The sequence below is a fragment of the Prosthecomicrobium sp. N25 genome, assembly GCF_037203705.1.
Taxonomy (GTDB): Bacteria; Pseudomonadota; Alphaproteobacteria; order Rhizobiales; family Ancalomicrobiaceae; genus Prosthecodimorpha.
This window is the reverse complement of the sequence record NZ_JBBCAT010000006.1, coordinates 126,629-147,089: the sequence shown is the minus strand read 5'-3', so window position 1 is coordinate 147,089 and position 20,461 is coordinate 126,629. Positions and strand designations below refer to the sequence as shown.

The following is a 20,461-nucleotide window of genomic DNA, read 5'->3' as shown; positions in this document are numbered from 1 at the left end:
GGCACGACGCGAGACGAGGCAAGGGACGGGCGGGGAACCATGGGCGACATCGCGAAGCTGCGCCGGCTCATCGACGGCATGCGGATCGAGGACAATCCCCAGCTCGTCAAGCAGAAGAGCCGGGACTTCTACTGGTACTCGCCCGTCCTGAAACGCCAGCTCGATCACGTGACGGGCGACCTGGTCGTCTCGCCGAAGGACGAGGCGGAGGTCGTGCGGCTGCTCGCCGCCGCCCACGAATGCGAGGTGCCGGTCACGACCCGCGGCGCCGGGACGGGCAACTACGGGCAGGCGATGCCGCTCTCCGGCGGCGTCGTGCTCAACATGACGGAGCTCAAGGGCGTCACCGGGGTGAAGCCCGGTTCGGTCACGGCCGGGGCCGGGGCGATCATGTTCGAGCTCGACGAGGAGACGCGGGCGACCTCGGGCCAGGAGATCCGCCTGCATCCATCGACCTACCGGACGGCGACCATCGGCGGCTTCATCGCGGGCGGATCGGGCGGGGTCGGGTCGATCAACTGGGGGGGCCTGCGCGACCTCGGCAACATCATCCGGGCGCGGGTGGTGACCTGCGAGGCGAGCCCGCGCGTGCTCGACCTCACGGGCGACGACCTCGGCAAGGTGGCGCATGCCTACGGCACCAACGGGGTCATCACCGAGGTCGAGCTGCCGCTCTCGGCCGCCTACGCCTGGATCGACGTGCTGGTCGGCTTCGACAGCCTGGAGGCGGCGACACGCTTCGCCGACGACCTCGGACATCAGGACGGCATCCTGGTCAAGAACCTGGCGGTCGTGTCGGCGCCGTTGCCGCACGACTATTTCCTGCGGCACCAGAAGTTCATCCGGCGCGACCAGTCCGTGGTCGTCGTGATGCTGGCGCCGCACGCGGTCGGCGCCTTCGAGACCTTCTGCGCGCGCAAGCGGGCCGCGATCCTGTTCCGGTCCGACAAGGCGACGGCTGAGGAGCTCAAGGGGCTGCCCCCCGCCTACGAGCTCTCGTGGAACCACACGACCCTGCGCGGCCTCCGGGTCGACCCGACCATCACGTACCTGCAGGTCCTCTACCCCTATCCGAACGCCGTCGACTTGGTGGCCAAGATGGCGCGGATCTTTGGCGACGAGGTGCCGGACCACCTGGAGTTCGTGCGCTTCAACGGCAACGTCACCTGCTTCGGCCTGCCGATCGTCCGCTTCACCACCGAAGAGCGGCTCGAGGCGATCATCAAGACCTTCGAGGACAACGGCTGCCCGGTCTTCAACCCGCACCGCTACACGCTGGAGGAGGGCGGCATGAAGCAGTCCGACCCGGTGCAACTCGCCTTCAAGGGCGAGGCGGACCCGAAGGGGCTGCTCAACCCCGGCAAAATGATCGCCTGGGAGGATCCGGACTTCGACCTCGGCTCCGGCAAGCTCTACCTGTTCCCCGGCATTCCGGCGGCGGAGCAGGCCTGATGCGGGTTCTCGTCCTCTACGCGCATCCGGTGGAAACCAGCTTCAATGCCGCCATCCACGCCAAGGTCGTGGAAACCCTCTTGAAGGCGGGGCACGAGGTCGACGACTGCGACCTCTATGCGGAGGGCTTCGACCCGGTGCTGACCCGCGAGGAGCGCCTCGCCTACCACACGGTGCCGGACAACCGCGCGCCGGTTCAGGGCTATGTCGACCGGGTGCTGGCCGCCGACGCGATCGTGATCTGCTCGCCCGTGTGGAATTTCGGCTTCCCGGCGATCCTGAAGGGCTTCTTCGACCGGGTGTTCCTGCCGGGCGTGTCCTTCAAGATCGTCGACAAGGGCTGGCGGCCGGCGTTGCAGCATGTCTCCAAGATCGCGGCGGTGATGACCTACGGGGGCACCCGGTTCCGGGCCTTCCTGGTCGGCGACCCGCCCCGCAAGGTGGTCACCCGCTCGATTCGCGCCGTCATCAAGCCGACGGGGCGGTGTCTCTATCTGGCTCACTACAACATGAATGCGACGACGCCGGAGAGCCGGGCGGCGTTCCTGGCGAAGGTCGAGCAAGAGATGCTCGCCTTTTGAGCAACGCGTGTGTAAAGGCGCGGCACGAACCGGTCCCCGCAGAAGGAAACGCGGGCCGCCCCAGTGGAACGACCCGCGCTCTATTTCCTCCGAGCGAGTGAGACTTTGCCCAGAGCCCCGCGGCTCCGCAATGCGGCAAAATGTTCGCGCCTGCGCAACCTTCATTCATCAGACAAAACGGTCCGCCGCGAGGGCGGCCGGGTTCATGAAATTGACACGGCAAACTATTAAGTGACAATGCGGCATGACCTTCAGTTATCGAAAGACGATCACGTATCGCCTGGCCCAGGCCGCCAAGGCCCACCGGGCCCGGGCGGGCTCGCATCTCGGCCGCATCGGGCTGCATCCGGGACAAGAGACGGTCCTCAAGCTGCTCGCCGAACAGGACGGGCAGACCATGAGCCAGCTCGCCCAGGCCCTCAGCGTCCAACCGCCGACGGTGACCAAGATGATCACCCGGCTCTCCGCCCAGGGCTTCGTGCGTCGGGTCGCCTCGGAGAGCGACGGGAGGCTGGCGCGGGTCCAACTGACCGAGACGGGCCGTCTCAAGATCGAGGATATCGACAAGGCCTGGAAGCGGCTCGAGAAGGAGGCGCTCGCCGGCTTCGACGACAAGGACCGCAAGCGGCTGCGCAAGCTCCTGCGCGAGATCGAGCGCAACCTCTCCGGCGCCGTCATCCCGCCCGAGGAGGAGAGCCCGCCGGAAGAGGAGCCGGCGGAGGACGAGGCGGAGGCTTAGGCGGGCGTTCCGGCCTTCTACCGCGCCAGGCCCAGGGCCCGGAGCGCCTCGACGGTCGCCGTCGTGAGCGGCGCCGGCAGGGCGTCGAGGGCGAACCAGCCCACCCCGGCGTGCTTCGCCGGCTCGCGGTTCTCCGGCTCCCCCTCGAAGGCGGTGACGAGGTAGACGGGCGAGATCCAGTGTTCGCCGTCGCCGCGGTCGATCAGGTCGACCACGCACAGGAGCCGCTTCGATCGGACTCCGATGCCGAGCTCCTCGGCGACCTCGCGCTCGATCGCCGCGCCGACCGGCTCGCCCCAGTCGACCTTGCCGCCGGGCAGGCCCCAGTGGCCGGCCTCCGGTTGCTTGACGCGCTTCAGGAGATACAGGGCTCCGTCGCGCAGGATCGCGGCCCCGCAGCCGGATCGTGGCTTGCGCCGTCGGCCCTCCTGATTCATGCGCACTCTCCCGTCCGACCCGGGCCGGCATAGCACGGGATGCACCCGCGGGCAGCCGCGTTTCCAGTCACGCGAGGCCGCCCGTCGCCAGGCGGGCGGCGAGGCCGAGGGCGGCGGTGAGGCCGACCGTGGCGGCGATCGACCAGTGGCGCGCGAAGAGGACCCAGGCCGCCACCGCGGCCAGGGCGACCGAGACCGGATCGACGGTGGCCAGCACGGGCAGGTCGAGCGCGAACGGCCCGGAGCCGTAGGTTTCGACCCGCCCGAACAGGACGTGGAAGGCGAACCAGAGGGAAAGCTTGAGGATCACGCCGACGACTGCCGCGGTGATGCCGGCGAGCGCGGCCGAGAGGGCCGGGACCCGGCCGATGCGGTCGACCAGCGGGGCGCCGAGGATGATCCACAGGATGCTCGGCGTGAAGGTGACCCAGAGGGTCATGGCCGCCGCCAGGACGCCCATCGTGGCCGGTCCGGCCGGGGCCGGGTTGCGCCAACCGGCGAGGAAGCCGACGAACTCGGTGACCAGGATCAGGGGACCCGGCGTCGTCTCGGCGAGGCCGAGGCCGTCGAGCATCTCGCCGGCGGAGAGCCAGCCGTGCCGGGTGACCGCCTCGTCGGCCATGTAGGCGAGCACCGCGTAGGCGCCGCCGAAGGTGACGACCGCGAGCCGCGAGAAGAAGCCGGCGACCTCCACCAGGACGTGGCTCGGCCCGAGCAGGAGCGCGGCGAGCGCCACCGGGGCGGCCCAGAGGGCGATGCCCGCGAGCCCGACCCGGAGCGTGCGGCGGACGGCCCGGCCCCAGTCGATCGGGGCGGCGGGGGCCGGGGCGGTCGCCCTGGCCGGGCTGATCCGGTTCGCCAGGGCGCCCGCCAGGCCGGCGGCGAGGACCACGGCGGGATAGGGGACGCGGGTGGCGAACAGGGCCAGGAAGGCGACGCCGGCGATGACCCAGGCCGTCCTGGTCTTCAGGGCCCGGCGGCCGACGCGCAGGAGCGCCTCGACCACGATGGCGAGCACCCCGGCCTTGACGCCGTAGAAGAGCGCCTCGATGAGCGGAAGCCGACCGAAGGCCGCGTAGGCCCAGGCGAGCGCCAGCATGCAGAGGGCGCCGGGCAGCACGAAGAGGATGCCGGCCGCGAGCGCGCCGGCCGTGCGGTGGAGGTGCCAGCCGCAGAAGGTGGCGAGCTGCTGCGCCTCGGGGCCGGGCAGGAGCATGCAGAAGTTGAGGGCGTCGAGATAGCGCTTCTCGTCCACCCAGCGGCGCTCGTCGACGATCATCCGGTGCATCAGCGCGATCTGCCCGGCCGGTCCGCCGAAGGAGAGGAGGCCGATCTTCAGGAACACGCGGAGGAGCTCGCCGAAGGACGGGGACGTCCCGGCGGGGTGGTCGGCGGTGGCGGCGGTCATGCGGTGGGGCTCTCCGGACGGGGCGTCCAGTCGTGGGTCTCGCCGGTCGCGTCGCGGCACCAGCGGTAGAGGGCGTCGTAGAGGAGCATGCCAGCGTCGAGCTGCGCCAGGTCGGCGGCGAACAGGCGGGAGAGGCCGAGCGAGGCCGCCAGGAGTCCGGCCGCTTCCGGAACCAGGTCGAGGCGGGCCGTGTCCGCCCCGCGCACGATCGCGGCGAGACGCAGGAGCGGCTCGGTTCCGAGTTCGAACGTCTCGATCATCGTGTCGAACGTACAGGCGGGACCGCGGTGGCTGAAGAACACGTTCTCCACATCGAATGGCGTGGCTGCGAACCGGTCGGCCACGTCGCTGACGTCGGCCGGAGGGACGAACAGGAACACGGCGCGGGGATCGACGAACCGGCGGATCAGCCAAGGGCAGGCGATTCGATCGATCTTCGGCCGCGCCCGCGTGACCCAGACGGTACGCCCTTGCGCGTCGGCCGCGGGCACGCGGGCGACGGGCACGAGGGGCAGTTTCGCCGCCGCCCAGGCAGCGAAGCCGCCTTCCAGGACCACGGCCTCCGCACCGGCGTGGCGCAGCCAGGCGGCGACCCCGTGGCTGAGCTTGCGCCCGTGCAGACACACGACCACGACCTCGCGGCCGGCGAACTCGGCGGCCCGGTCGCGTGCCGCCTCGTGGCCGATGCGCCGGGCGGCGGGGATCAAGCGCGGATCCTCGTCGAAGGCATCGTGGGTGCGCACGTCGAGGATGACGGGCGCCGTGGGCAGCCCGACGAGACGTGCGAGTTTGTCGACCGAAATGGTGCCGAACGCAGGCATGGGGCGCCCTCGCGAAAATGGGAAAGGGACGCGATCGTTCGGCTGACGCCTGGTGGGGACATCGCTCTCCCCATGGGGCCCATGATGGGCGCCCCGCTTCGGAAGATCAAGCCGGTCGCGGCCCGTCAGATCGTCTCGATGAGGTCGATGCCGACCCGGATCGCCGCCAGGGCGGCGGCGGCCGCGGTGGCGAGCGCGGCCCGCGAATTGAGGATCTGCGTGCGGTTGAGCGCCGTCACGATGCGGTTTATGTCGGCGGCGTCGAGCGTCTCCCGCAGCGAGATCCGTCGCACCCGCTGCCGGCTCGCGCGCCACCAGAACCAGGACGACGCGAGCGTGGCGGCGATGATCCCGCAATCGAGGACCTGGACGGCGAGGGAGGACGACGGCATCGGGAAAGCCTCGAGGTTCGACCGCGACCGTTCGCACCTACCGTGGCGGGCTCTTCCACGCAACGGTGCTTGAACTCGGGCGTGCCGCTCCCTACCTCGCGGTCAACCCGGTGGTCCGGGCCCCTCTGGTGGAAGCCTAGGTCGGCGCTTCCGCGATGTCGGACCCTTCTTCGAGTCGCGCGCCGACCCGTGAAGGATCCATGAGTTCCTCCGTCCTCTTCGTGGATTGGCTCGGCAAGCCGCTCTGGATGTGGCTCGCCTTCCTGGCCATCGTGATCGTCCTTCTGGCGCTCGATCTCGGCGTGCTCAACCGCAAGGCCAAGGAGATCGAGGTCCGCCGGAGCCTCGTCCTGTCCGCCGTCTACATCGGCCTCGGCCTCGCGTTCGGCGGCTGGGTCTGGTGGTACCTCGGGGCGGACTCCGGCATCGCCTACATGACCGGCTTCGCGGTCGAGAAGGCGCTCGCGATGGACAACGTCTTCGTCATCGCGATGATCTTCGCCTTCTTCGCCGTGCCGCGCCATCTGCAGCACAGGGTGCTGTTCTGGGGCATCCTCGGCGTGATCGTGCTGCGGGCGATCATGATCGGCCTCGGCGCCGCGATCGTCTCCGAATTCTCCTGGGTGCTCTACGTCTTCGCGCTCTTCCTGATCGCCACCGGCGTCAAGATGATCGTGTTCGCCGACAAGACCCACGATGTCGGCGCCAATCCGGTCCTGAAGCTCTGCCGGCGCTGGTTCAACGTGACCGACGGCCTCGAGGGCGAGCGCTTCTTCGTGCGCAAGCCGCACCCCGCGACCGGCAGGGTCGTCGTCTTCGTGACGCCGCTGTTCCTGGCGCTCGTCATGATCGAGATCGCCGACCTGATCTTCGCGGTCGACAGCGTTCCGGCCATTTTCGCGATCACGACCGATCCCTTCATCGTCTACACGTCGAACATCTTCGCCATTCTCGGCCTGCGCGCCCTCTATTTCGCGCTCGCCGCCATGGTGCACCGCTTCGCATACCTGAAGTACGCGCTCGCCGCGGTGCTCATCTTCATCGGGTCGAAGGTGTTCCTCGCCGACCTCATGGGGCTCGACAAGTTCCCGCCGGTGGCGTCGCTCGCCATCACGTTCGGCCTGCTCGCCGGCGGTGTGGTGTGGAGCCTCGTGAAGACCCGCGACGCCGCCCGGCGCGCCGCGACCTGATCCCCTCGAAACCGAAGGAGAAATCCATGATCCAGGACATGCTCGTGTCGATCTTCGTGGCCCTCGTGGTCGATCCCGCCATGGCCGAGATCCGGTCGGACCTCGAGGCCGCGAAGGCGCCGGCCGCCGTCATGGCGCAGGTCTCGGACTGCGTGACCGGCGCCGGCCCGGCGCTCGCCCGGAAGGCCTGGGACGATCCCTGGTGGGGCGTCGAGACCGCGATCGGCGTGGCCGCGGGGTTCACCGAGGCCGAGACGGCGCTCCGCGCGGCCTCGCCCGCCTGCGCGGCCGCGATCGACGCGGTCCGTCCGCTGCTCCAAAACGACGTATGATCGTCCGGAGGCGCCAGCCCCGAATTGGTCGAGACGCCGAGGCCCCGGCACCACCGCGCCGGGGTCTCGGCATGGGGCCCGCTCCCGGGCTTGCCCCGAGTGGCGGTCCGCGGCGTTGCATGATCAACATGCCGCATCGGGACTGCCGCCGCTGACCGTAGTCGGCTAGTTTGCCCGGACAATCAGAGGGGAGACGTCATGGCGACACGGTTCGATTTCGAGGGCCAGGTGGCGGTGGTGACCGGCGGGGCGCAGGGGATCGGCCGCGCCGTGGTCGAGCGGCTCCTGGACGACGGGGCGCGCGTGGCGATTTGGGACCTCGACGTGGAACTGGCCGCGGAGACTGCGGCCGAGCTCGGCGACGACGGCGACATCGCGCCCGTGAAGGTGGACATCTCCAACTGGGCCTCCGTGCAGGCCGCGCGCGATGCCACGCTGGCGCGCTTCGGCCAGGTCGACATCCTGGTCAACAACGCCGGGATCGCCGGGGCCAACGCCAAGGTCTGGGACTATCCGATCGAGGAATGGCAGCGGATCTTCCGCATCAACACCGAGGGCACGTTCTTCTGCTGCCGGGCGCTGGTGCCGCAGATGATGGAGCGCAACTACGGGCGGATCGCCAACGTGGCCTCCATCGCCGGCAAGGAGGGCAACCCCAACGCCTCGGCCTACTCGGCCTCGAAGGCGGCCGTGATCGCGCTGACGAAGTCGCTCGGCAAGGAGCTCGCCGATTACGACATCGCGGTCAACTGCCTGACCCCGGCCGCCGCCAAGACCGCCATCTTCTCGCAGATGTCGGAGGAGCATATCGCCTTCATGCTGGCCAAGATCCCGCGCGGGCGCTTCGTGGCGGTCGAGGAGGTGGCGGCGACGATCGCCTTCATGGTCTCGCGCGAGTGCTCCTTCACCACGGGCGCGGTCTTCGACGTCTCGGGCGGGCGGGCGACCTATTGAGCCTGGCTGCCGAGGAGCCGGAGGACGCCCTCGCGCTCGCCGCCGCGGCGCGGCGGGAGCGGGCCCGCCGGCTCAAGGGAATCGGGTTCATGTGCCTGGCGGTCGCGCTCTTCTCCGTGCTCGACGGCTCGGCGAAGTGGCTGGGGCGCGACCTGCCGGCCCTGCAGATCACCTTCGCGCGCTACGCGGTGGCGCTCGTGCTCATCGTGGTCGCGCTCAATCCGCTCACGGTGGAGCGGGCCTGGAGCACGCGCCGGCCGTGGATGCAGGGCGCGCGCGGGCTGGCGCTGTTCGGCTCGACCATGTTCAATTTCATGGCGATCCGCACCCTCCAGCTCTCGGAGGCGATGTCGATCATCTTCGCGACGCCGTTCCTGATCGCCGCCCTGTCCGGGCCGATCCTCGGCGAGCGGTCGGACTGGCGGCGCTGGGTGGCGATCGCGGTCGGCTTCACGGGCGTGCTGATCGTCACCCGGCCGGGCGCCGAGGGCGTCAATCCCGGCGTGTTCTGGTCGGTCGCCGGCGTGTGCTGCTACGCCGTCTACGCGATCCTCACGCGCATCCTCACCCGGGTGGACTCGACCGCCAGCATGCTGGTGATCTCCGCGCTGATCCCGACGGTCGTACTGGCGCCCCTCATGCCGGCGACCTGGGTCTGGCCGAAGGACCTCCTCACCTGGACCGTCATGCCGGTGCTCGGGATCACCGGGGCGGTCGGGCACTTCTTCCTCATCAAGGCCTACGCGCAAGCGCCGGCGCCGGTGGTGGCACCCTTCATCTACACGCAGATCGTCTGGTCGACGCTCATCGGCTTCGTGGTCTTCGCCGAGATACCGGTCCTCAACACCATCGTGGGCGCCGGCGTGGTGATCGGCAGCGGGCTCTACCTGATCTGGCGCGAGACCGGCGCGAAGGCTTAAGCCGCGCTCAGGCCGACACGTAGGAGAGGATCAGGTCGACCACGTGGCGCCGCCGCTCCTCCCGGGCCGCGGGCGCGTCGAAGTCGCGCCGGAAGATAGTCGAGAGCGTGTGGAGGTTGGAGAAGTAGAAATAGCCGGCGGCCGCAATCGAGATCCACGTCTGGAGCGGGTCCAGACCGGGCCGGAAGGCACCCTCGGCGGCGCCGCGCTCCAGGATGCGGGCGACGGCGGCGATGAGGGGCGAATGCATCTCGGCGATGCGCTTCGAGCGCTTGAGGTGGGCGGCCCGGTGCAGGTTCTCGTCGTTCAGGAGCTTGATGAAGCTGCGGTCCGCGACGAAGCCGTCGAAGGTGAGTTCGACCAGGCGGACCATCGCCTCGCGCGGTGCCAACTCGTCGACCGCGATGGCGCGCTCGCCCGACCGGGTCCGCTCGTAGGCGTGCTCCAGGACGGCGAGATAAAGGTTCTCCTTGCTTTGGAAGTACTGGTAGATCGAGCGCTTGTTGGCGGCGGCGCGCGCGGCGATGCGATCCATCCGGCCACCGCCGAAGCCGTGTTCGGCGAACTCCGCATAGGCGGCCTCAAGGATGGCGGCCGCGGTGGCGGCGCTGTCGTAGCGGCGCCGCCTGGGGCGGCCGGCTCCGGTCGGCACGGCGTCGTTCATGGGGCGGAGGCGCTCCGCGGCCGGCGCCGGAAGGCGCGGGCGACCAGCGCGCGCACCTGCGGGACGGCGCCGAGGATCAGCAGGAGCGTCAATCCCCACAGGACCGCGCTGATGGGCCGGGTGAAGAAGATCGAGACGTCGCCGTCGGCCAGCGTCAGGGCCCGGCGCAGGTTCTTGTCGAGAATGTCGCCGAGGATCACTCCCAGGACCAGGGGCGCCATCGGGTACTTCATCTCGCGCAGCACGAATCCGACGAGGCCGAAGCCGACCATCACCCAGACGTCGAAGAGACGCTGGCTGATCGCGAAGGGGCCGATGACGCAGAGGACGAAGACGATCGGCATCATGACGTGGCGGGGCACGCGAAGCACGTAGAGGAGCGGGCGGGCGAGGGCGAGGCCGAGGAACGCCATGGCGAGGGTGGCGAGCACCAGCATGATGACGGTGCCGTACACGAACTCGGGCGCCTCCTGCATGATGAGCGGCCCGGGGCGGACGCCGTGGATGAACATGGCGGCGAGGAGCACCGCGGCGGGCGCCGAACCGGGGATGCCGAGGGTCAACACCGGGATGATGGCGCCCGGGATCGCGGCGTTGTTGCCGGTCTCGGCGGCGGTCAGGCCCTCGACCGATCCCTTGCCGAAGAGATGCGCCTCCTTGCTGGCGCGGCGCGCGGCGGCATAGGAGACCCAGGCGCCGATGTCCTCGCCGACGCCCGGGATGATGCCGATGCCTGTGCCGATCAGGCCGGAGCGGATGATGGTGCGCCAGTAGCGGGTAATATCGGAAAGGCGGGGCACCACCCGGTCGAGCTTCGTCGTGGCCAGCACCGCGGGGGGATCGCGCATGACGGTCAGCACTTCGGCGAGGCCGAAAACGCCGACCAGGACGGGGATGAGGTTGAAGCCGCCCGCGAGATCGGTGACGCCGTAGGAGAAGCGCTCGTAGGCGTGGATCGTCTCCTGGCCGACCATCGCGGCCAGAAGGCCGAGGATGCCGGCGATCCAGCCCTTCAGCGGGTCGTCGGCGGCGCACATCAGGCCGGCGATGACGATGCCGAAGACGGCGAGCCAGAAGAACTCGTAGCTTTGGAAGCGGAGCGCCAGTTCGGCCAGCGGCGGGGCGAGGAGCAGGAGGAAGACGATGCCGATCAGCGTGCCGATCGCCGAGGAGGTCGTGGCGATGCCCATGGCGAAGCCGGCCCGGCCCTGCTGGGCGAGCGGAAAGCCGTCCAGGGTGGTCGCCGCGTTGGCGGGGGTGCCGGGGATGTTGAGGAGGATGGCCGAGCGGCTGCCGCCGTAGATGGCGCCGACATAGACGCAGATGAGCACCAGGATCGCCTGGTTGGGCTCCATCGTGTAGGTCAGTGTCGTGAAGAGGGCGACGCCCATGGTCGCGGTCAGGCCGGGCAGGGCGCCGATGACGATGCCTATGAAGGTCGCGCCGAGCACGTTGAAGAGCGTCGCGAAGCTCGCGAAGGAGGCCAGGGCAGCGAGGAAGTGGTCGAGCTGCGAGGTCATCGGGGCCTCACGGCAGGCGCACGAGGAAGAGGGTTTCGAACAGGTAGATGACGCCCGCGGTGGCCGCCGCCGTTACGAGGCCGAAGACCGCGAGGCGCGCGAGGACGCCGGGCCGGCGCGGCTCAAGGCCGAAGACCGCCATGAAGGCGAAGACGTAGACGGCGGTCGCGGCCGCGTAGGGGATGCGACCGACGAGCAGGCAGGCGTAGACCAGGTTGAGCGCGAGGGCCACGAGGAAGCGGCGGCGGGCGTCGCCCTCGCCGAAGATGCGGACCGGGCGGGCCGCCGGGGCGGCCCGGACCTCCTTGGCGGCTCTCAGCGCCAGGACGACGCCGAGAACCGCCAGGGCGGCGCCGAGCACGCCGGGGACGATGCCGGGGGCGGTCCAGGGGTCGATGCCGCGCTCCTCGAGCCGCGGCATGCGCCAGGACTCCTCGGCGGTGGCGAGGCCGAGAAGGGCGAGCGCCAGCCCGGTCCAAAGGTCGTGGCGGGCGAGGGTCGGCTTGTCGGGGTCGGACATGGTGGCCTCGGCAGGGCGGGCCCTCCCGGCGATACCGGGCGGGCGCTGCTTCAGGCGGGGGCGGGGCGACGATCCGGCGAGCGTCGCCCGTTCGGCTTCGGTCAGGGCTTCTCGATTCCGATCGAGGCGGGGTCGATCTTCGACTGCTTGCGGTCGACGAGCGCCCAGGCGGCGATCTGGATCGCGGGCATGACGGCCTTGCGGGCCTCCTCGCCCGACAGGACGGCGACGATCGCACCGCGGCTCTCGGCGTATTTGGCGAGGGCCTCCGACTTCGGCATGACCTCTTTCCAGATCCTGTCGAGCGTGTCGGTCACCTCCTTGGGGGCGCCCTTCGGCACGAAGATGCCGAAGTAGTTGTCCGCCAGCTTGAAGTCCGCCTTGAACTTGGTGACCGGGTCGATCGGCGGCACGCCCTCCAGGGCGAGCGGGCGGGCGGAAAGGACCGCCAGGCCGCGCAGCTTGCCGGCGCGGATCATCTCGGCCTGCTCGACGCCGAGCTGGGTGGTGGCATCGGTCTCGCCGCCCGCGGTGGCGATCACGGCGGGGTTGCCGCCGTCATAGGTGATCTGCTTGGCCTCGACGCCGAAGGCCGTCTGGAGCTGGCGCAGGCCGTCGCCGCCCGAGGAGGTGATGCCCGCGGTCGCCACCTTCAGCGACCCCGGCTTGTCCTTCATGGCCTGGATCAGGTCGGGCAGGGTCTTGAAGGGCGTCGAAGCGTTGACGCCGATCACCGAGGCGTTCACCACGGCCAGGTAGAGGTGCCAGTCCTCGATGCGGGTGTCGAGGGCGCCCGAGACCGCGTAGGTTCCGAGATCCTTGGCGGCGCCCGAGGCGATGGTCAGGCCGTCCTTGGGGGCGTCCAGCACCGACTTGGTGCCGATCGCGCCGGAGGCACCCGGCTGGTTCACGACCACGACCTTCTGGCCGAGCGCCTTCTCGACCTCCTGGGCGACGACCCGGACCACCTGGTCGGTCGACCCGCCCGCGCCCCAGGGCACGATGACCGTGATGGGCTTCTCGGGCTTCCACTGGGCGGCGGCGGGGCCCGCGAGAAGGCCGAACGCCATCGTGCCGGCCGCGAGGCCGCGCCAAATCCCTTGCCTCTCCATGGTCTTCCTCCGTGCGCGGGCTCGTTCGGCGGCCCGCCTTCATGGACCCGGTCTGGTGGCCGGGATCGGGTCCATGCAAGGCCCGAGGGAGGAGGTTGTCAAGATGTAACCGAATGGTTCCTGACAGAAGCGTGACCGTGAATGCATATGCCGCGACCGCGTCGGCGGCCGGGATCCGCGGCGGCCGGGCCCTCGCTCACTTCGCCCAGGTGCCGCCGAGCTCGTCCTCGATATGGACCCGGATGATCTCGTCGAAGGTCTTCTCGGCCTTGAACCCGAGGGATTGCGCGCGCGAGGCGTCGAAATTGCGCGGCCAGCCGGCGACGATGCCGCGGATGGTGGCGTCCGGCTCGCGGCGGATCCGGGCGACGACGGAGTCGCCGGCGACGCGGCGCAGCGCCTCGATCTGCTCGCCGACGGTCACGGACAGGCCGGGCATGCTGAGGTTGCGGCGCCAGCCGAGCGCGGCGGTGTCCATCGTGGCGGCGTGGATCAGGAAGCCGACGGCGGAGCGGGGCGACGCATGCCAGTGGCGGACGTCCTCGTCGACGGGCAGGACGGCCTCCTGTCCGGCGAGCGGCTCGCGGATGATGTTCGAGAAGAAGCCGGAGGCGGCCTTGTTGGGCTTGCCGGGCCGGACGCAGATGGTCGGCAGGCGGATGCCGACGCCGTCGAAGAAGCCGCGGCGGGAGTAGTCGGAGAGGAGCAGTTCGCCGATCGCCTTCTGGGTGCCGTAGGAGGTCAGCGGCGTCGTGAAGAACTCGTCGCCGATCGCGTCCGGGAAGGGGGCGCCGAAGACGGCGATGGACGAGGTGAAGACCAGGCGCGGCTTGTAGCCGTTGCCGATTCGGCGGACGGCGTCGAACAGGAAGCGGGTGCCGTCGAGGTTGATGCGGTAGCCCTTCTCGAAGTCCGCCTCCGCCTCGCCCGACACGATCGCGGCGAGATGGAAGATGACCGAAGGCCGCGCCGCCACCAGGCGCTCGGCCTCGCCGGGGGCGGAGAGGTCGCCCTGAAGCGTCACGATGGGGAACGGAGCCTCGGGCCGGTCCGGCACGACGACGTCCGTGAGCGTCATGGCGGTGATCCGCTCGCCGCCGAGCGCGCCGTTCTCGAGGAGCCGGTCGGTCAGCTTGCGGCCGACCATGCCGGCGGCACCGATGATCAGGATATGCATGGGAATGGGTCCTCGTGCTTGCAGTCAGGTGCGGTCGCGGGACCAGTCCTGGATGGAGATCCCGCCGGTCTCGTCGATCGATACCACCTGGTTGACGATCTCGGCCCTGGCTTCGACGAAGTCGAGCAAAGCGACAAAGAGCTGGTTCTGCTTCGGGCCGGATACGACCGGCAGAACGAGGAGCAGCCCCGGATGTAGCTCCAGCCCTCGATAGATCTTCAGGAAATCTCGCGCATTGTTGGTTACGACAATGTAGTCGCGCTCCAGGGCGATGCGCATAACATCTCGGTCGCTGGCGGCGGAGCGACCGAGCCAGACCACGTGCACGGAATCGTAGCCACGGGCCCGAGCCGTTTCGGCCAGGAGAGGCGACAGACACTCGTCCACGAGGAAGCGATTCATCGGGATTGTTCGTCGGGGGTCAGGGACAAGCCCTGGTCCAGAGCCCACGTGCGAACCACCTCGATCCCGTCCACCGGAAGACCGGGGTAGTGACGGAAGATGTCGGCGTCTGCAAGGCCGGCCCGGATCTGGGCCACGATGGCATCCGCCGGGATGCGGGTGCCCGCGATGCAGGGTCGCCCGCCCATGATCTCGGGGTTGGAGACGATCTCGGCCGGGAGTTGCGGATAGCGTGCGCGAGGAAAAGCCATGACGTGCGGTCCTCCCGAATGGGACAGCATAGTTCGGCATCCGGCCGAGCACCAAGCCTCAGAGCGCGAAGCCGCCGTCGGCGAGGTGGATCTGGCCGGTGGTGTAGCTCGCCTCGTCGGAGGCGAGGTAGACGGCCAGCATGGCGATCTCCTCCGGCTTGCCCAGGCGACCCATGGGCTGGCGGTCGACGAAGGCCTGGCGGACGCTCTCCACGGGCTGGCCGGTGGTCCTGGCGAGCGTGGCGATGCGGTCGTCGAGGGACGGGCTCTCGATGGTGCCCGGGCAGATCGCGTTGGCCCGGATGCCGCGCTTGATGTAGTCGGCCGCGACCGCCTTGGTCAGTCCGATCACGGCGGCCTTGGTGGCCCCGTAGACGTAGCGGTTCGGGATGCCGCGCACCGAGCCGGCGCCGGACGCGATGTTGACGATGGACCCGGCGCCCTTGTCCAGCATTCCCGGCAGGAAGGCCCGGATCGTCCGGTGCATCGACTTGACGTTCAGGTCGAAGGAGAAGTCCCAGTCGTGCTCGGAGCAGTCGAGGATCGTGCCGTGGTGCACGAAGCCGGCGCAGTTGAACAGGATGTCGACCGGCCCGACGGCCTCGGCGGTGGCCGCGACCGCGGCGGTCGAGAGGACGTCGAGCGGCTGGACCTCGGCGACCCCGTGGTCCTTCAGGTCGGCGATCTTGGCGAGATCGAGGTCGGTGGCGATCACGTGGGCGCCCTCGCGCGCGAACGCGATGGCGGTCGCCCGGCCGATGCCGGCCCCCGCGGCCGTGCAGAAGGCTCGCTTGCCCTGAAGTCGTCCCGCCATGTCGTCCTCTCCTGCTACCATGTTACGGATTGTGGTCGTCTTCTTAGGCCGGAACGGGCCTGCGGGGAAGCCGGCCCGCCTGCATTCCTCCGATGAATGTCGCGCCTCTCAGGACGCGCCGGCGCCCGTGAGGGACCCGAGGGAGCGCCTCTGGCGGCCCTCGGGGTCGAAGTTCTCCGGCGAGAGCCAGGACTCGAAGGCCGGCTTCAGGGCCGGCCATTCCCGGTCCAGGATGGAGAACCAGGCGGTGTCGCGATTGCGGCCCTTGACGATCATGTGCTGACGGAAGACGCCCTCGGGGGTGAAGCCGAAGCGGCGGGCGGCGCGCTTGGAGGGCTCGTTGCCGTTGTCGCATTTCCATTCGAAGCGCCGGTAGCCGAGCTCGTCGAACACATAGGCCATCAGGAGGAAGATCGCCTCGGTGGCGATCGGGGTGCGTTGGAGGGACGGCGAGAAGAAGATGTGGCCGACCTCGATCACCCCTTGGGCCGGCCTGATCTCCATCAGGGTGGCGCAGCCGAGCGCCCGCCCCGTCGACCGGTCGACGACGGCGAAGTAGAGCGGGTCCGAGAGGGTGTCGCGGGTGGCGAGCCAGACCAGGAAGGCGGCCTCGTCGGCGAAGGGACCGTAGCCGAGGTAGGTCCAGATCTCGGGGCGGTCCACCCCCGCGGCCCAGATGTCCGGGCCGTGGCGGGCGGCGTCGAGCGGTTCGATGCGCGCGAAGCGGCCCTCGCGGACGACGCGTTCGGGCGGGCGGGCGGGGCGGGGGGCGGTCATCGGGGTCTCCAGCTGCGGCGGCGCGGACGGATCAGCGGGCGAGGTCCTCCAGCCCGGCGAAGAGATCGAGCGCCTCGGGGTTGGCGAGCGCCTCCTTGTTCTTCACCGGCCGGCCGTGCACCACCTCGCGCACGGCGAGTTCGACGATCTTGCCGGACTTGGTGCGCGGGATGTCGGCGACGGACAGGATCTTCGCCGGCACGTGGCGCGGGCTGGCGCCGGTGCGGATCTTCGTCCGGATCCGGCCGGCAAGCGCCTCGTCAAGAACGATCCCGGGCTTCAGGCGGACGAAGAGGACGATGCGGACGTCGCCCTGCCAGTCCTGGCCGATGGCGAGCGCCTCGACGACTTCAGGGATCTGCTCGACCTGGGCGTAGATCTCGGCCGTGCCGATGCGCACGCCGCCGGGGTTGAGGGTCGCGTCCGACCGGCCGTGGATGATCATGCCGCCGTGCGGGGTCCATTCGGCGAAGTCGCCGTGACACCAGACGTTCGGGAAGCGCTCGAAATAGGCGGCGCGGTACTTCGCGCCGGTCGGGTCGTTCCAGAACATGACGGGCATGGACGGGAAGGCCCGGGTGCAGACGAGCTCGCCCTTCTCGCCACGCACCGGCCGGCCCCCGTCGTCGAAGACGTCGACCGCAAGCCCCAGGCCGGGGCCCTGGATCTCGCCCTTGAACACGGGCTTCTCCGGGATGCCGAGGACGAAGCAGGAGACGATGTCGGTGCCGCCCGAGATGGAGGCGAGGTGCACGTCGCGCCGGATGGCGTCGTAGACATACTGGAAGCTCTCCGGCGCCAGCGGCGAGCCGGTCGAGCAGATCATGCGCAGGGCCGAGAGGTCGTGGGTCAGCGCGGGCTTCAGGCCCTCCTTGGCGATCGAGTCGATGTATTTCGCCGATGTGCCGAAGAGGGTGACTGCCTCCGCCTGGGCGTAGTCCCAGAGGACGGCCGGGGAGGGGGCGAAGGGGGACCCGTCGAAAAGCACGAGTGTCGCCTCGGAGGCGAGGGCGGAGACGAGCCAGTTCCACATCATCCAGCCGAGCGTGGTGAAGTAGAAGACGCGATCGCCCGGGCGGACGTCGGCGTGCAGGCGGTGCTCCTTGAGATGCTGCAGGAGTGTGCCGCCGACGCCGTGCACGATGCACTTCGGCACCCCGGTGGTCCCCGAGGAGAAGAGGATGTAGAGCGGCTGGTCGAAGGGCACCCGCTCGAAGCGGAGGGGCGCGGGCGCGAAGGGCGCCACGAAGGCGTCCATGGCGACCGCATGGGGGATCCGCCCGGCGGTTTCTCCGGCGCGGCCGAGGACCGGGGCGACCACGATTCGCCGGACGCTCGGCAGTTCGGCCGCTACGGCCCGGACCTTGTCGCCGACGTCGATCTCCTTGCCGCCGTACCAGTAGCCGTCGCAGACCACGAAGACCTTCGGCTCGATCTGGCCGAAGCGGTCGAGCACGCCGCGCTCGCCGAAGTCGGGAGAGCAGGAGGACCAGGTCGCCCCGAGGGAGGCCACCGCCAGCACGAAGGCGACCGCCTCCGGCCCGTTCGGCAGCATGGCGGCGACGCGGTCGCCGACCCCGACGCCCTCCGCGGCCAACGCCTGCTGAAGTCGCGAGACGAGGTCGCCCAACTCCTTCCAGGTCAGCCGCCCGGCGCGGCGATCCTCGGCCCGGTAGAGAATGGCGGTGGTGTCGTCGGCGCGGCGAAGCAGGTTTTCGGCGAAGTTCAGGCGGGCCTCGGGGAAGAAGCGGGCGCCCGGCATGCGGTCGCCGTCCTCGAGGCGGACGGAACCCTTGTCGCCGATCACCCCGCAGGCGTCCCAGACGAGGTCCCAGAAGCCGCCCCTGTTCTCGATCGACCAGGCATGGAGCGCGTCGTAGTCGGCGAGCGGACGGCCGGCGCGTGCGACCGCCTCGGCCTTGAAGCGGGCATAGGCCGAGCCGGCGAGGCGCCCCGCGTCGGGGGTCCACAGCGGACCGGCGTCCGCGGGCGGTTCGGGCGTGTTGGTCATGGTCGTCTCCCTCACGCCGTCCTCATAGCGCGGGCCGGCGGTGAAGACTACGGACCGTTGGGCCCGATTTGCCAAACGGCCTTGCTTCAGGCACCCTTCCTCGTTATCGACGCGGGCACGGCGTTGACATCCGGCGCTCGGGGGCGGCGGAGGTTCGAACCAGAGTCGGGTTTCACGGCGGAGCCTTCGCCTCTGCCGCAGATCACTCACGGGGACGAATGAAGAGGCTCCTGTTCGGACTGGCCTTTGCGGGCGGCTTTGCGGCGAGCCTCGCGGCCACCAAGCATCTGGTGCCAGCCGACGTGGTCCGGTCCGAGTTGGCGCGCACCCTGTCAGGCCTCGCCGGGACATCGGTGGCGCTGTCGGGCGACGCCGACGTGTCCGTCTTCCCCGTCCTCAAGGTTCGATTCCGGGATCTGGCGGTCGATCGCGCCGACGGCGGCGGGCGGCTGGCGTCCATGCGCGAGCTCGCCGCCCGGCTCGATGTCCTTCCCCTTCTGATCGGGCGCGTTTCGGTGAGCGAAATCGCCCTGACGGCGCCGAGCCTGCGGCTCGATCGCGCCCTGTCCCTCGACGGATTGGCACCCGCCAAGGCCGGGCTCGCGGCCCTCGAACCGCTGCGCCTCACGGTCGAAGACGGCACGCTGGAGATCGCCGATCCGGAAACCGGCCGGCGCGAGAGCCTGGAGGGCGTGAACGCCTCCTTCATGTGGCCGCGGCTGGCGAGCGGCGCCTCGCTGGAGACCACCTTCCGCTGGCGCGGCGAGCCGGTCGCGGTGGCGCTCCAGGGCATCGGGCCGCGCGCGCTCGCCGAGGGCACGCCGGGGTCGGCGACCTTCACGCTGACATCGGCCCCGCTCAGGGTCGCCTTCGACGGCAAGGGGCTCCTGCTCGACCGCCTGCAGCTCGACGGCGTGTTGCGGGTCTCGGCGGCGGATCTCGGCCGTGCGGCAGCCTGGCTGGGACGACCGGCGGGCAGTCCGGGCGCCTTCAGGGACTTCTCCCTCGACGGGCGCATGCGTTCGCTCGGGCTGGCCGCGACGGTGTCGGACGCCCGATTCGGGCTCGACGGCAACAGCGGCGACGGCGTCCTGTCGGTCCGGCTCGACGCGCCGCGACCGCAACTGCGCGGCACGCTGGCCTTCGAGAGCTTCGACGTCGGACCCTATATGGCGGCCTTCGCGGGCGGCCGGTGGCGGGGGCTCGGCCTCGACCAGGAACGGCTCTCCGGCGTTGACCTCGACCTCAGGCTCTCCACGTCCTTGCTCAGGGCGGGGGGCCAGGAGGCCGACAAGGTGGCAGCGACCCTGCTCGCCAAGGACGGTCGCTTCGATGCGGAGGTCGGCGAAGCGTCGGCCTTCGGCGGGTCCCTCCGTCTCGTGCTGCGCGGGGAGGCGAAGCCCGAGGGCCTGCGGGTCGCCGGGCGGCTGACCGGGGCCGACCTGATGGCGGGCCGTCTCGCCGCGGCGCTCGGATTGCCGGCGATCGAGGACGGGCGGCTCGCGGTCTCCACTGAGGGCGAGGCGCTCGGGGCCACGCTCGGCGGCCTGGTCGACGCCTTCTCGGGCCGCTTCCACGCCGAGGCGCGGCATGTCGTGCTCCGGAGCGCGGATGCAGCCGCGGTGGGCGGCGCCCGGGTGCAGACGATCGCCTTCTCGACGCCGCGGACCGGCCGGCCCCAGGTGTTCGACAAGGCGGTGGCGGACGCGATCGTGCTCGACCGGGTGGCGCACGTGCACCGGCTCGAGGCGGACAGCGCGGCGCTCTCGGCGCGGCTGACCGGCGAGGCGTCGCTCGCCACCGGCAGCCTGTCGCTCTCCGGCCAGATGACGATGCCCGAGCAGGCGGGCGACATCCGCAGCGGGCCGCCACGCCGCGCCGTCCCGGTGCGCATCGGCGGGACGCTCGCCAAGCCGGTGACCGTCTCGACCGGAAGCGGGGCGCAGCCCGCGATCCCGAACGAGTGGCCGGGCCGCTAGCGTTCCGC

At 70.3% G+C, this 20,461-nt stretch carries 22 protein-coding genes; 8 read left to right on the top strand and 14 right to left on the bottom strand.

Features of this window, described 5'->3' with window-relative positions; genetic code table 11:
• Nucleotides 1–39 precede the first annotated feature (39 nt).
• The 3 genes from WBG79_RS26455 (at nucleotide 40) to WBG79_RS26445 (ending at nucleotide 2,772) form a co-directional block, all read left to right on the top strand.
• The gene (locus WBG79_RS26455) at nucleotides 40–1,452 is read left to right on the top strand and encodes an FAD-binding oxidoreductase (RefSeq protein ID WP_337360247.1); all 1,413 of its coding nucleotides are present in this window, start codon (nucleotides 40–42) and stop codon (nucleotides 1,450–1,452) included.
• Nucleotides 1,452–2,033 carry an NAD(P)H-dependent oxidoreductase gene (locus WBG79_RS26450; RefSeq protein ID WP_337360246.1) on the top strand — a complete coding sequence of 194 codons (582 nt, stop codon included), beginning with the start codon at nucleotides 1,452–1,454 and terminating at the stop codon, nucleotides 2,031–2,033. Before WBG79_RS26455 ends, WBG79_RS26450 begins: the two co-directional genes overlap by 1 nt.
• A 244-nt stretch (nucleotides 2,034–2,277) precedes the next feature.
• Nucleotides 2,278–2,772, top strand: a complete 495-nt coding sequence (locus WBG79_RS26445; protein ID WP_337360245.1) for a MarR family winged helix-turn-helix transcriptional regulator — start codon at nucleotides 2,278–2,280, stop codon at nucleotides 2,770–2,772.
• Between the two features lie 17 nt (nucleotides 2,773–2,789).
• Here WBG79_RS26445 and WBG79_RS26440 read toward each other — a convergent pair whose 3' ends face one another.
• From WBG79_RS26440 to WBG79_RS26425, 4 genes are all read right to left on the bottom strand, one after another.
• The gene (locus WBG79_RS26440; RefSeq protein WP_337360244.1) at nucleotides 2,790–3,209 is read right to left on the bottom strand and encodes an NUDIX hydrolase; all 420 of its coding nucleotides are present in this window, start codon (nucleotides 3,207–3,209) and stop codon (nucleotides 2,790–2,792) included.
• A 67-nt stretch (nucleotides 3,210–3,276) separates the two neighbouring features.
• Nucleotides 3,277–4,617 (bottom strand): chromate efflux transporter, encoded by a 1,341-nt coding sequence (gene chrA / locus WBG79_RS26435; RefSeq protein ID WP_337360243.1) that lies wholly within the window; start codon nucleotides 4,615–4,617, stop codon nucleotides 3,277–3,279.
• A complete protein-coding gene (locus WBG79_RS26430; protein WP_337360242.1) occupies nucleotides 4,614–5,438 on the bottom strand; it encodes a sulfurtransferase/chromate resistance protein in 825 nt (274 codons plus the stop codon). The genes chrA and WBG79_RS26430 overlap by 4 nt, the downstream gene beginning before the upstream one ends.
• Nucleotides 5,439–5,563: 125 nt before the next feature.
• Nucleotides 5,564–5,830, bottom strand: coding sequence for a hypothetical protein (locus WBG79_RS26425; protein WP_337360241.1), 267 nt, complete (start codon nucleotides 5,828–5,830; stop codon nucleotides 5,564–5,566).
• 200 nt (nucleotides 5,831–6,030) lie between these two features.
• On the opposite strand from WBG79_RS26425, the gene WBG79_RS26420 reads away from it, so the two are divergent.
• The 4 genes from WBG79_RS26420 (at nucleotide 6,031) to WBG79_RS26405 (ending at nucleotide 9,226) form a co-directional block, all read left to right on the top strand.
• Nucleotides 6,031–7,020 (top strand): TerC family protein, encoded by a 990-nt coding sequence (locus WBG79_RS26420; protein WP_337360240.1) that lies wholly within the window; start codon nucleotides 6,031–6,033, stop codon nucleotides 7,018–7,020.
• A gap of 26 nt (nucleotides 7,021–7,046) precedes the next feature.
• Nucleotides 7,047–7,352, top strand: coding sequence for a hypothetical protein (locus WBG79_RS26415; protein WP_337360239.1), 306 nt, complete (start codon nucleotides 7,047–7,049; stop codon nucleotides 7,350–7,352).
• A 198-nt stretch (nucleotides 7,353–7,550) separates the two neighbouring features.
• On the top strand, nucleotides 7,551–8,306 hold the full coding sequence (locus WBG79_RS26410; RefSeq protein WP_337360238.1) for an SDR family NAD(P)-dependent oxidoreductase: 756 nt from the start codon (nucleotides 7,551–7,553) through the stop codon (nucleotides 8,304–8,306).
• Complete coding sequence (locus WBG79_RS26405; protein WP_337360237.1) at nucleotides 8,303–9,226, top strand: DMT family transporter; 924 nt, start codon at nucleotides 8,303–8,305, stop codon at nucleotides 9,224–9,226. Before WBG79_RS26410 ends, WBG79_RS26405 begins: the two co-directional genes overlap by 4 nt.
• A gap of 7 nt (nucleotides 9,227–9,233) precedes the next feature.
• On the opposite strand, the gene WBG79_RS26400 is transcribed toward WBG79_RS26405, so the two are convergent.
• The 10 genes from WBG79_RS26400 to WBG79_RS26355 form a co-directional block, all read right to left on the bottom strand.
• On the bottom strand, nucleotides 9,234–9,890 hold the full coding sequence (locus WBG79_RS26400; RefSeq protein ID WP_337360236.1) for a TetR/AcrR family transcriptional regulator: 657 nt from the start codon (nucleotides 9,888–9,890) through the stop codon (nucleotides 9,234–9,236).
• Nucleotides 9,887–11,410 (bottom strand): tripartite tricarboxylate transporter permease, encoded by a 1,524-nt coding sequence (locus tag WBG79_RS26395; RefSeq protein ID WP_337360235.1) that lies wholly within the window; start codon nucleotides 11,408–11,410, stop codon nucleotides 9,887–9,889. The genes WBG79_RS26400 and WBG79_RS26395 overlap by 4 nt, the downstream gene beginning before the upstream one ends.
• A gap of 7 nt (nucleotides 11,411–11,417) precedes the next feature.
• A complete protein-coding gene (locus WBG79_RS26390) occupies nucleotides 11,418–11,930 on the bottom strand; it encodes a tripartite tricarboxylate transporter TctB family protein (protein WP_337360234.1) in 513 nt (170 codons plus the stop codon).
• 101 nt (nucleotides 11,931–12,031) lie between these two features.
• A complete protein-coding gene (locus WBG79_RS26385) occupies nucleotides 12,032–13,042 on the bottom strand; it encodes a Bug family tripartite tricarboxylate transporter substrate binding protein (RefSeq protein WP_337360233.1) in 1,011 nt (336 codons plus the stop codon).
• 196 nt (nucleotides 13,043–13,238) lie between these two features.
• Nucleotides 13,239–14,219, bottom strand: coding sequence for a D-erythronate dehydrogenase (gene denD, locus WBG79_RS26380; RefSeq protein ID WP_337360232.1), 981 nt, complete (start codon nucleotides 14,217–14,219; stop codon nucleotides 13,239–13,241).
• A 24-nt stretch (nucleotides 14,220–14,243) separates the two neighbouring features.
• Nucleotides 14,244–14,621, bottom strand: a complete 378-nt coding sequence (locus tag WBG79_RS26375) for a DUF5615 family PIN-like protein (protein WP_337360231.1) — start codon at nucleotides 14,619–14,621, stop codon at nucleotides 14,244–14,246.
• Nucleotides 14,618–14,872 (bottom strand): DUF433 domain-containing protein, encoded by a 255-nt coding sequence (locus tag WBG79_RS26370; RefSeq protein ID WP_337360230.1) that lies wholly within the window; start codon nucleotides 14,870–14,872, stop codon nucleotides 14,618–14,620. The genes WBG79_RS26375 and WBG79_RS26370 overlap by 4 nt, the downstream gene beginning before the upstream one ends.
• Before the next feature lie 58 nt (nucleotides 14,873–14,930).
• Complete coding sequence (locus WBG79_RS26365) at nucleotides 14,931–15,686, bottom strand: SDR family oxidoreductase (protein WP_337360229.1); 756 nt, start codon at nucleotides 15,684–15,686, stop codon at nucleotides 14,931–14,933.
• Between the two features lie 108 nt (nucleotides 15,687–15,794).
• Nucleotides 15,795–16,463 (bottom strand): GNAT family N-acetyltransferase, encoded by a 669-nt coding sequence (locus WBG79_RS26360; RefSeq protein WP_337360228.1) that lies wholly within the window; start codon nucleotides 16,461–16,463, stop codon nucleotides 15,795–15,797.
• A gap of 31 nt (nucleotides 16,464–16,494) precedes the next feature.
• Complete coding sequence (locus tag WBG79_RS26355; RefSeq protein WP_337360227.1) at nucleotides 16,495–18,474, bottom strand: acetoacetate--CoA ligase; 1,980 nt, start codon at nucleotides 18,472–18,474, stop codon at nucleotides 16,495–16,497.
• A gap of 218 nt (nucleotides 18,475–18,692) precedes the next feature.
• Here WBG79_RS26355 and WBG79_RS26350 point away from each other — a divergent pair, with 218 nt between their 5' ends.
• Nucleotides 18,693–20,453, top strand: coding sequence for an AsmA family protein (locus tag WBG79_RS26350; RefSeq protein ID WP_337360226.1), 1,761 nt, complete (start codon nucleotides 18,693–18,695; stop codon nucleotides 20,451–20,453).
• The last annotated feature ends 8 nt before the right edge of the window (nucleotides 20,454–20,461 follow it).

What these genes read in the sequence shown, in the direction of transcription:
- WBG79_RS26395 (WP_337360235.1), bottom strand. Translation starts at nt 11,410, where the DNA reads ATGACCTCGCAGCTCGACCACTTCCTCGCTGCCCTGGCCTCCTTCGCG.
- WBG79_RS26390 (WP_337360234.1), bottom strand. Translation starts at nt 11,930, where the DNA reads ATGTCCGACCCCGACAAGCCGACCCTCGCCCGCCACGACCTTTGGACC.
- chrA (WP_337360243.1), bottom strand. Translation starts at nt 4,617, where the DNA reads ATGACCGCCGCCACCGCCGACCACCCCGCCGGGACGTCCCCGTCCTTC.
- WBG79_RS26415 (WP_337360239.1), top strand. Translation starts at nt 7,047, where the DNA reads ATGATCCAGGACATGCTCGTGTCGATCTTCGTGGCCCTCGTGGTCGAT.
- WBG79_RS26425 (WP_337360241.1), bottom strand. Translation starts at nt 5,830, where the DNA reads ATGCCGTCGTCCTCCCTCGCCGTCCAGGTCCTCGATTGCGGGATCATC.
- WBG79_RS26400 (WP_337360236.1), bottom strand. Translation starts at nt 9,890, where the DNA reads ATGAACGACGCCGTGCCGACCGGAGCCGGCCGCCCCAGGCGGCGCCGC.
- WBG79_RS26450 (WP_337360246.1), top strand. Translation starts at nt 1,452, where the DNA reads ATGCGGGTTCTCGTCCTCTACGCGCATCCGGTGGAAACCAGCTTCAAT.
- denD (WP_337360232.1), bottom strand. Translation starts at nt 14,219, where the DNA reads ATGCATATCCTGATCATCGGTGCCGCCGGCATGGTCGGCCGCAAGCTG.
- WBG79_RS26375 (WP_337360231.1), bottom strand. Translation starts at nt 14,621, where the DNA reads ATGAATCGCTTCCTCGTGGACGAGTGTCTGTCGCCTCTCCTGGCCGAA.
- WBG79_RS26370 (WP_337360230.1), bottom strand. Translation starts at nt 14,872, where the DNA reads ATGGCTTTTCCTCGCGCACGCTATCCGCAACTCCCGGCCGAGATCGTC.
- WBG79_RS26350 (WP_337360226.1), top strand. Translation starts at nt 18,693, where the DNA reads ATGAAGAGGCTCCTGTTCGGACTGGCCTTTGCGGGCGGCTTTGCGGCG.
- WBG79_RS26365 (WP_337360229.1), bottom strand. Translation starts at nt 15,686, where the DNA reads ATGGCGGGACGACTTCAGGGCAAGCGAGCCTTCTGCACGGCCGCGGGG.
- WBG79_RS26420 (WP_337360240.1), top strand. Translation starts at nt 6,031, where the DNA reads ATGAGTTCCTCCGTCCTCTTCGTGGATTGGCTCGGCAAGCCGCTCTGG.
- WBG79_RS26385 (WP_337360233.1), bottom strand. Translation starts at nt 13,042, where the DNA reads ATGGAGAGGCAAGGGATTTGGCGCGGCCTCGCGGCCGGCACGATGGCG.
- WBG79_RS26445 (WP_337360245.1), top strand. Translation starts at nt 2,278, where the DNA reads ATGACCTTCAGTTATCGAAAGACGATCACGTATCGCCTGGCCCAGGCC.
- WBG79_RS26355 (WP_337360227.1), bottom strand. Translation starts at nt 18,474, where the DNA reads ATGACCAACACGCCCGAACCGCCCGCGGACGCCGGTCCGCTGTGGACC.
- WBG79_RS26440 (WP_337360244.1), bottom strand. Translation starts at nt 3,209, where the DNA reads ATGAATCAGGAGGGCCGACGGCGCAAGCCACGATCCGGCTGCGGGGCC.
- WBG79_RS26430 (WP_337360242.1), bottom strand. Translation starts at nt 5,438, where the DNA reads ATGCCTGCGTTCGGCACCATTTCGGTCGACAAACTCGCACGTCTCGTC.
- WBG79_RS26410 (WP_337360238.1), top strand. Translation starts at nt 7,551, where the DNA reads ATGGCGACACGGTTCGATTTCGAGGGCCAGGTGGCGGTGGTGACCGGC.
- WBG79_RS26360 (WP_337360228.1), bottom strand. Translation starts at nt 16,463, where the DNA reads ATGACCGCCCCCCGCCCCGCCCGCCCGCCCGAACGCGTCGTCCGCGAG.
- WBG79_RS26455 (WP_337360247.1), top strand. Translation starts at nt 40, where the DNA reads ATGGGCGACATCGCGAAGCTGCGCCGGCTCATCGACGGCATGCGGATC.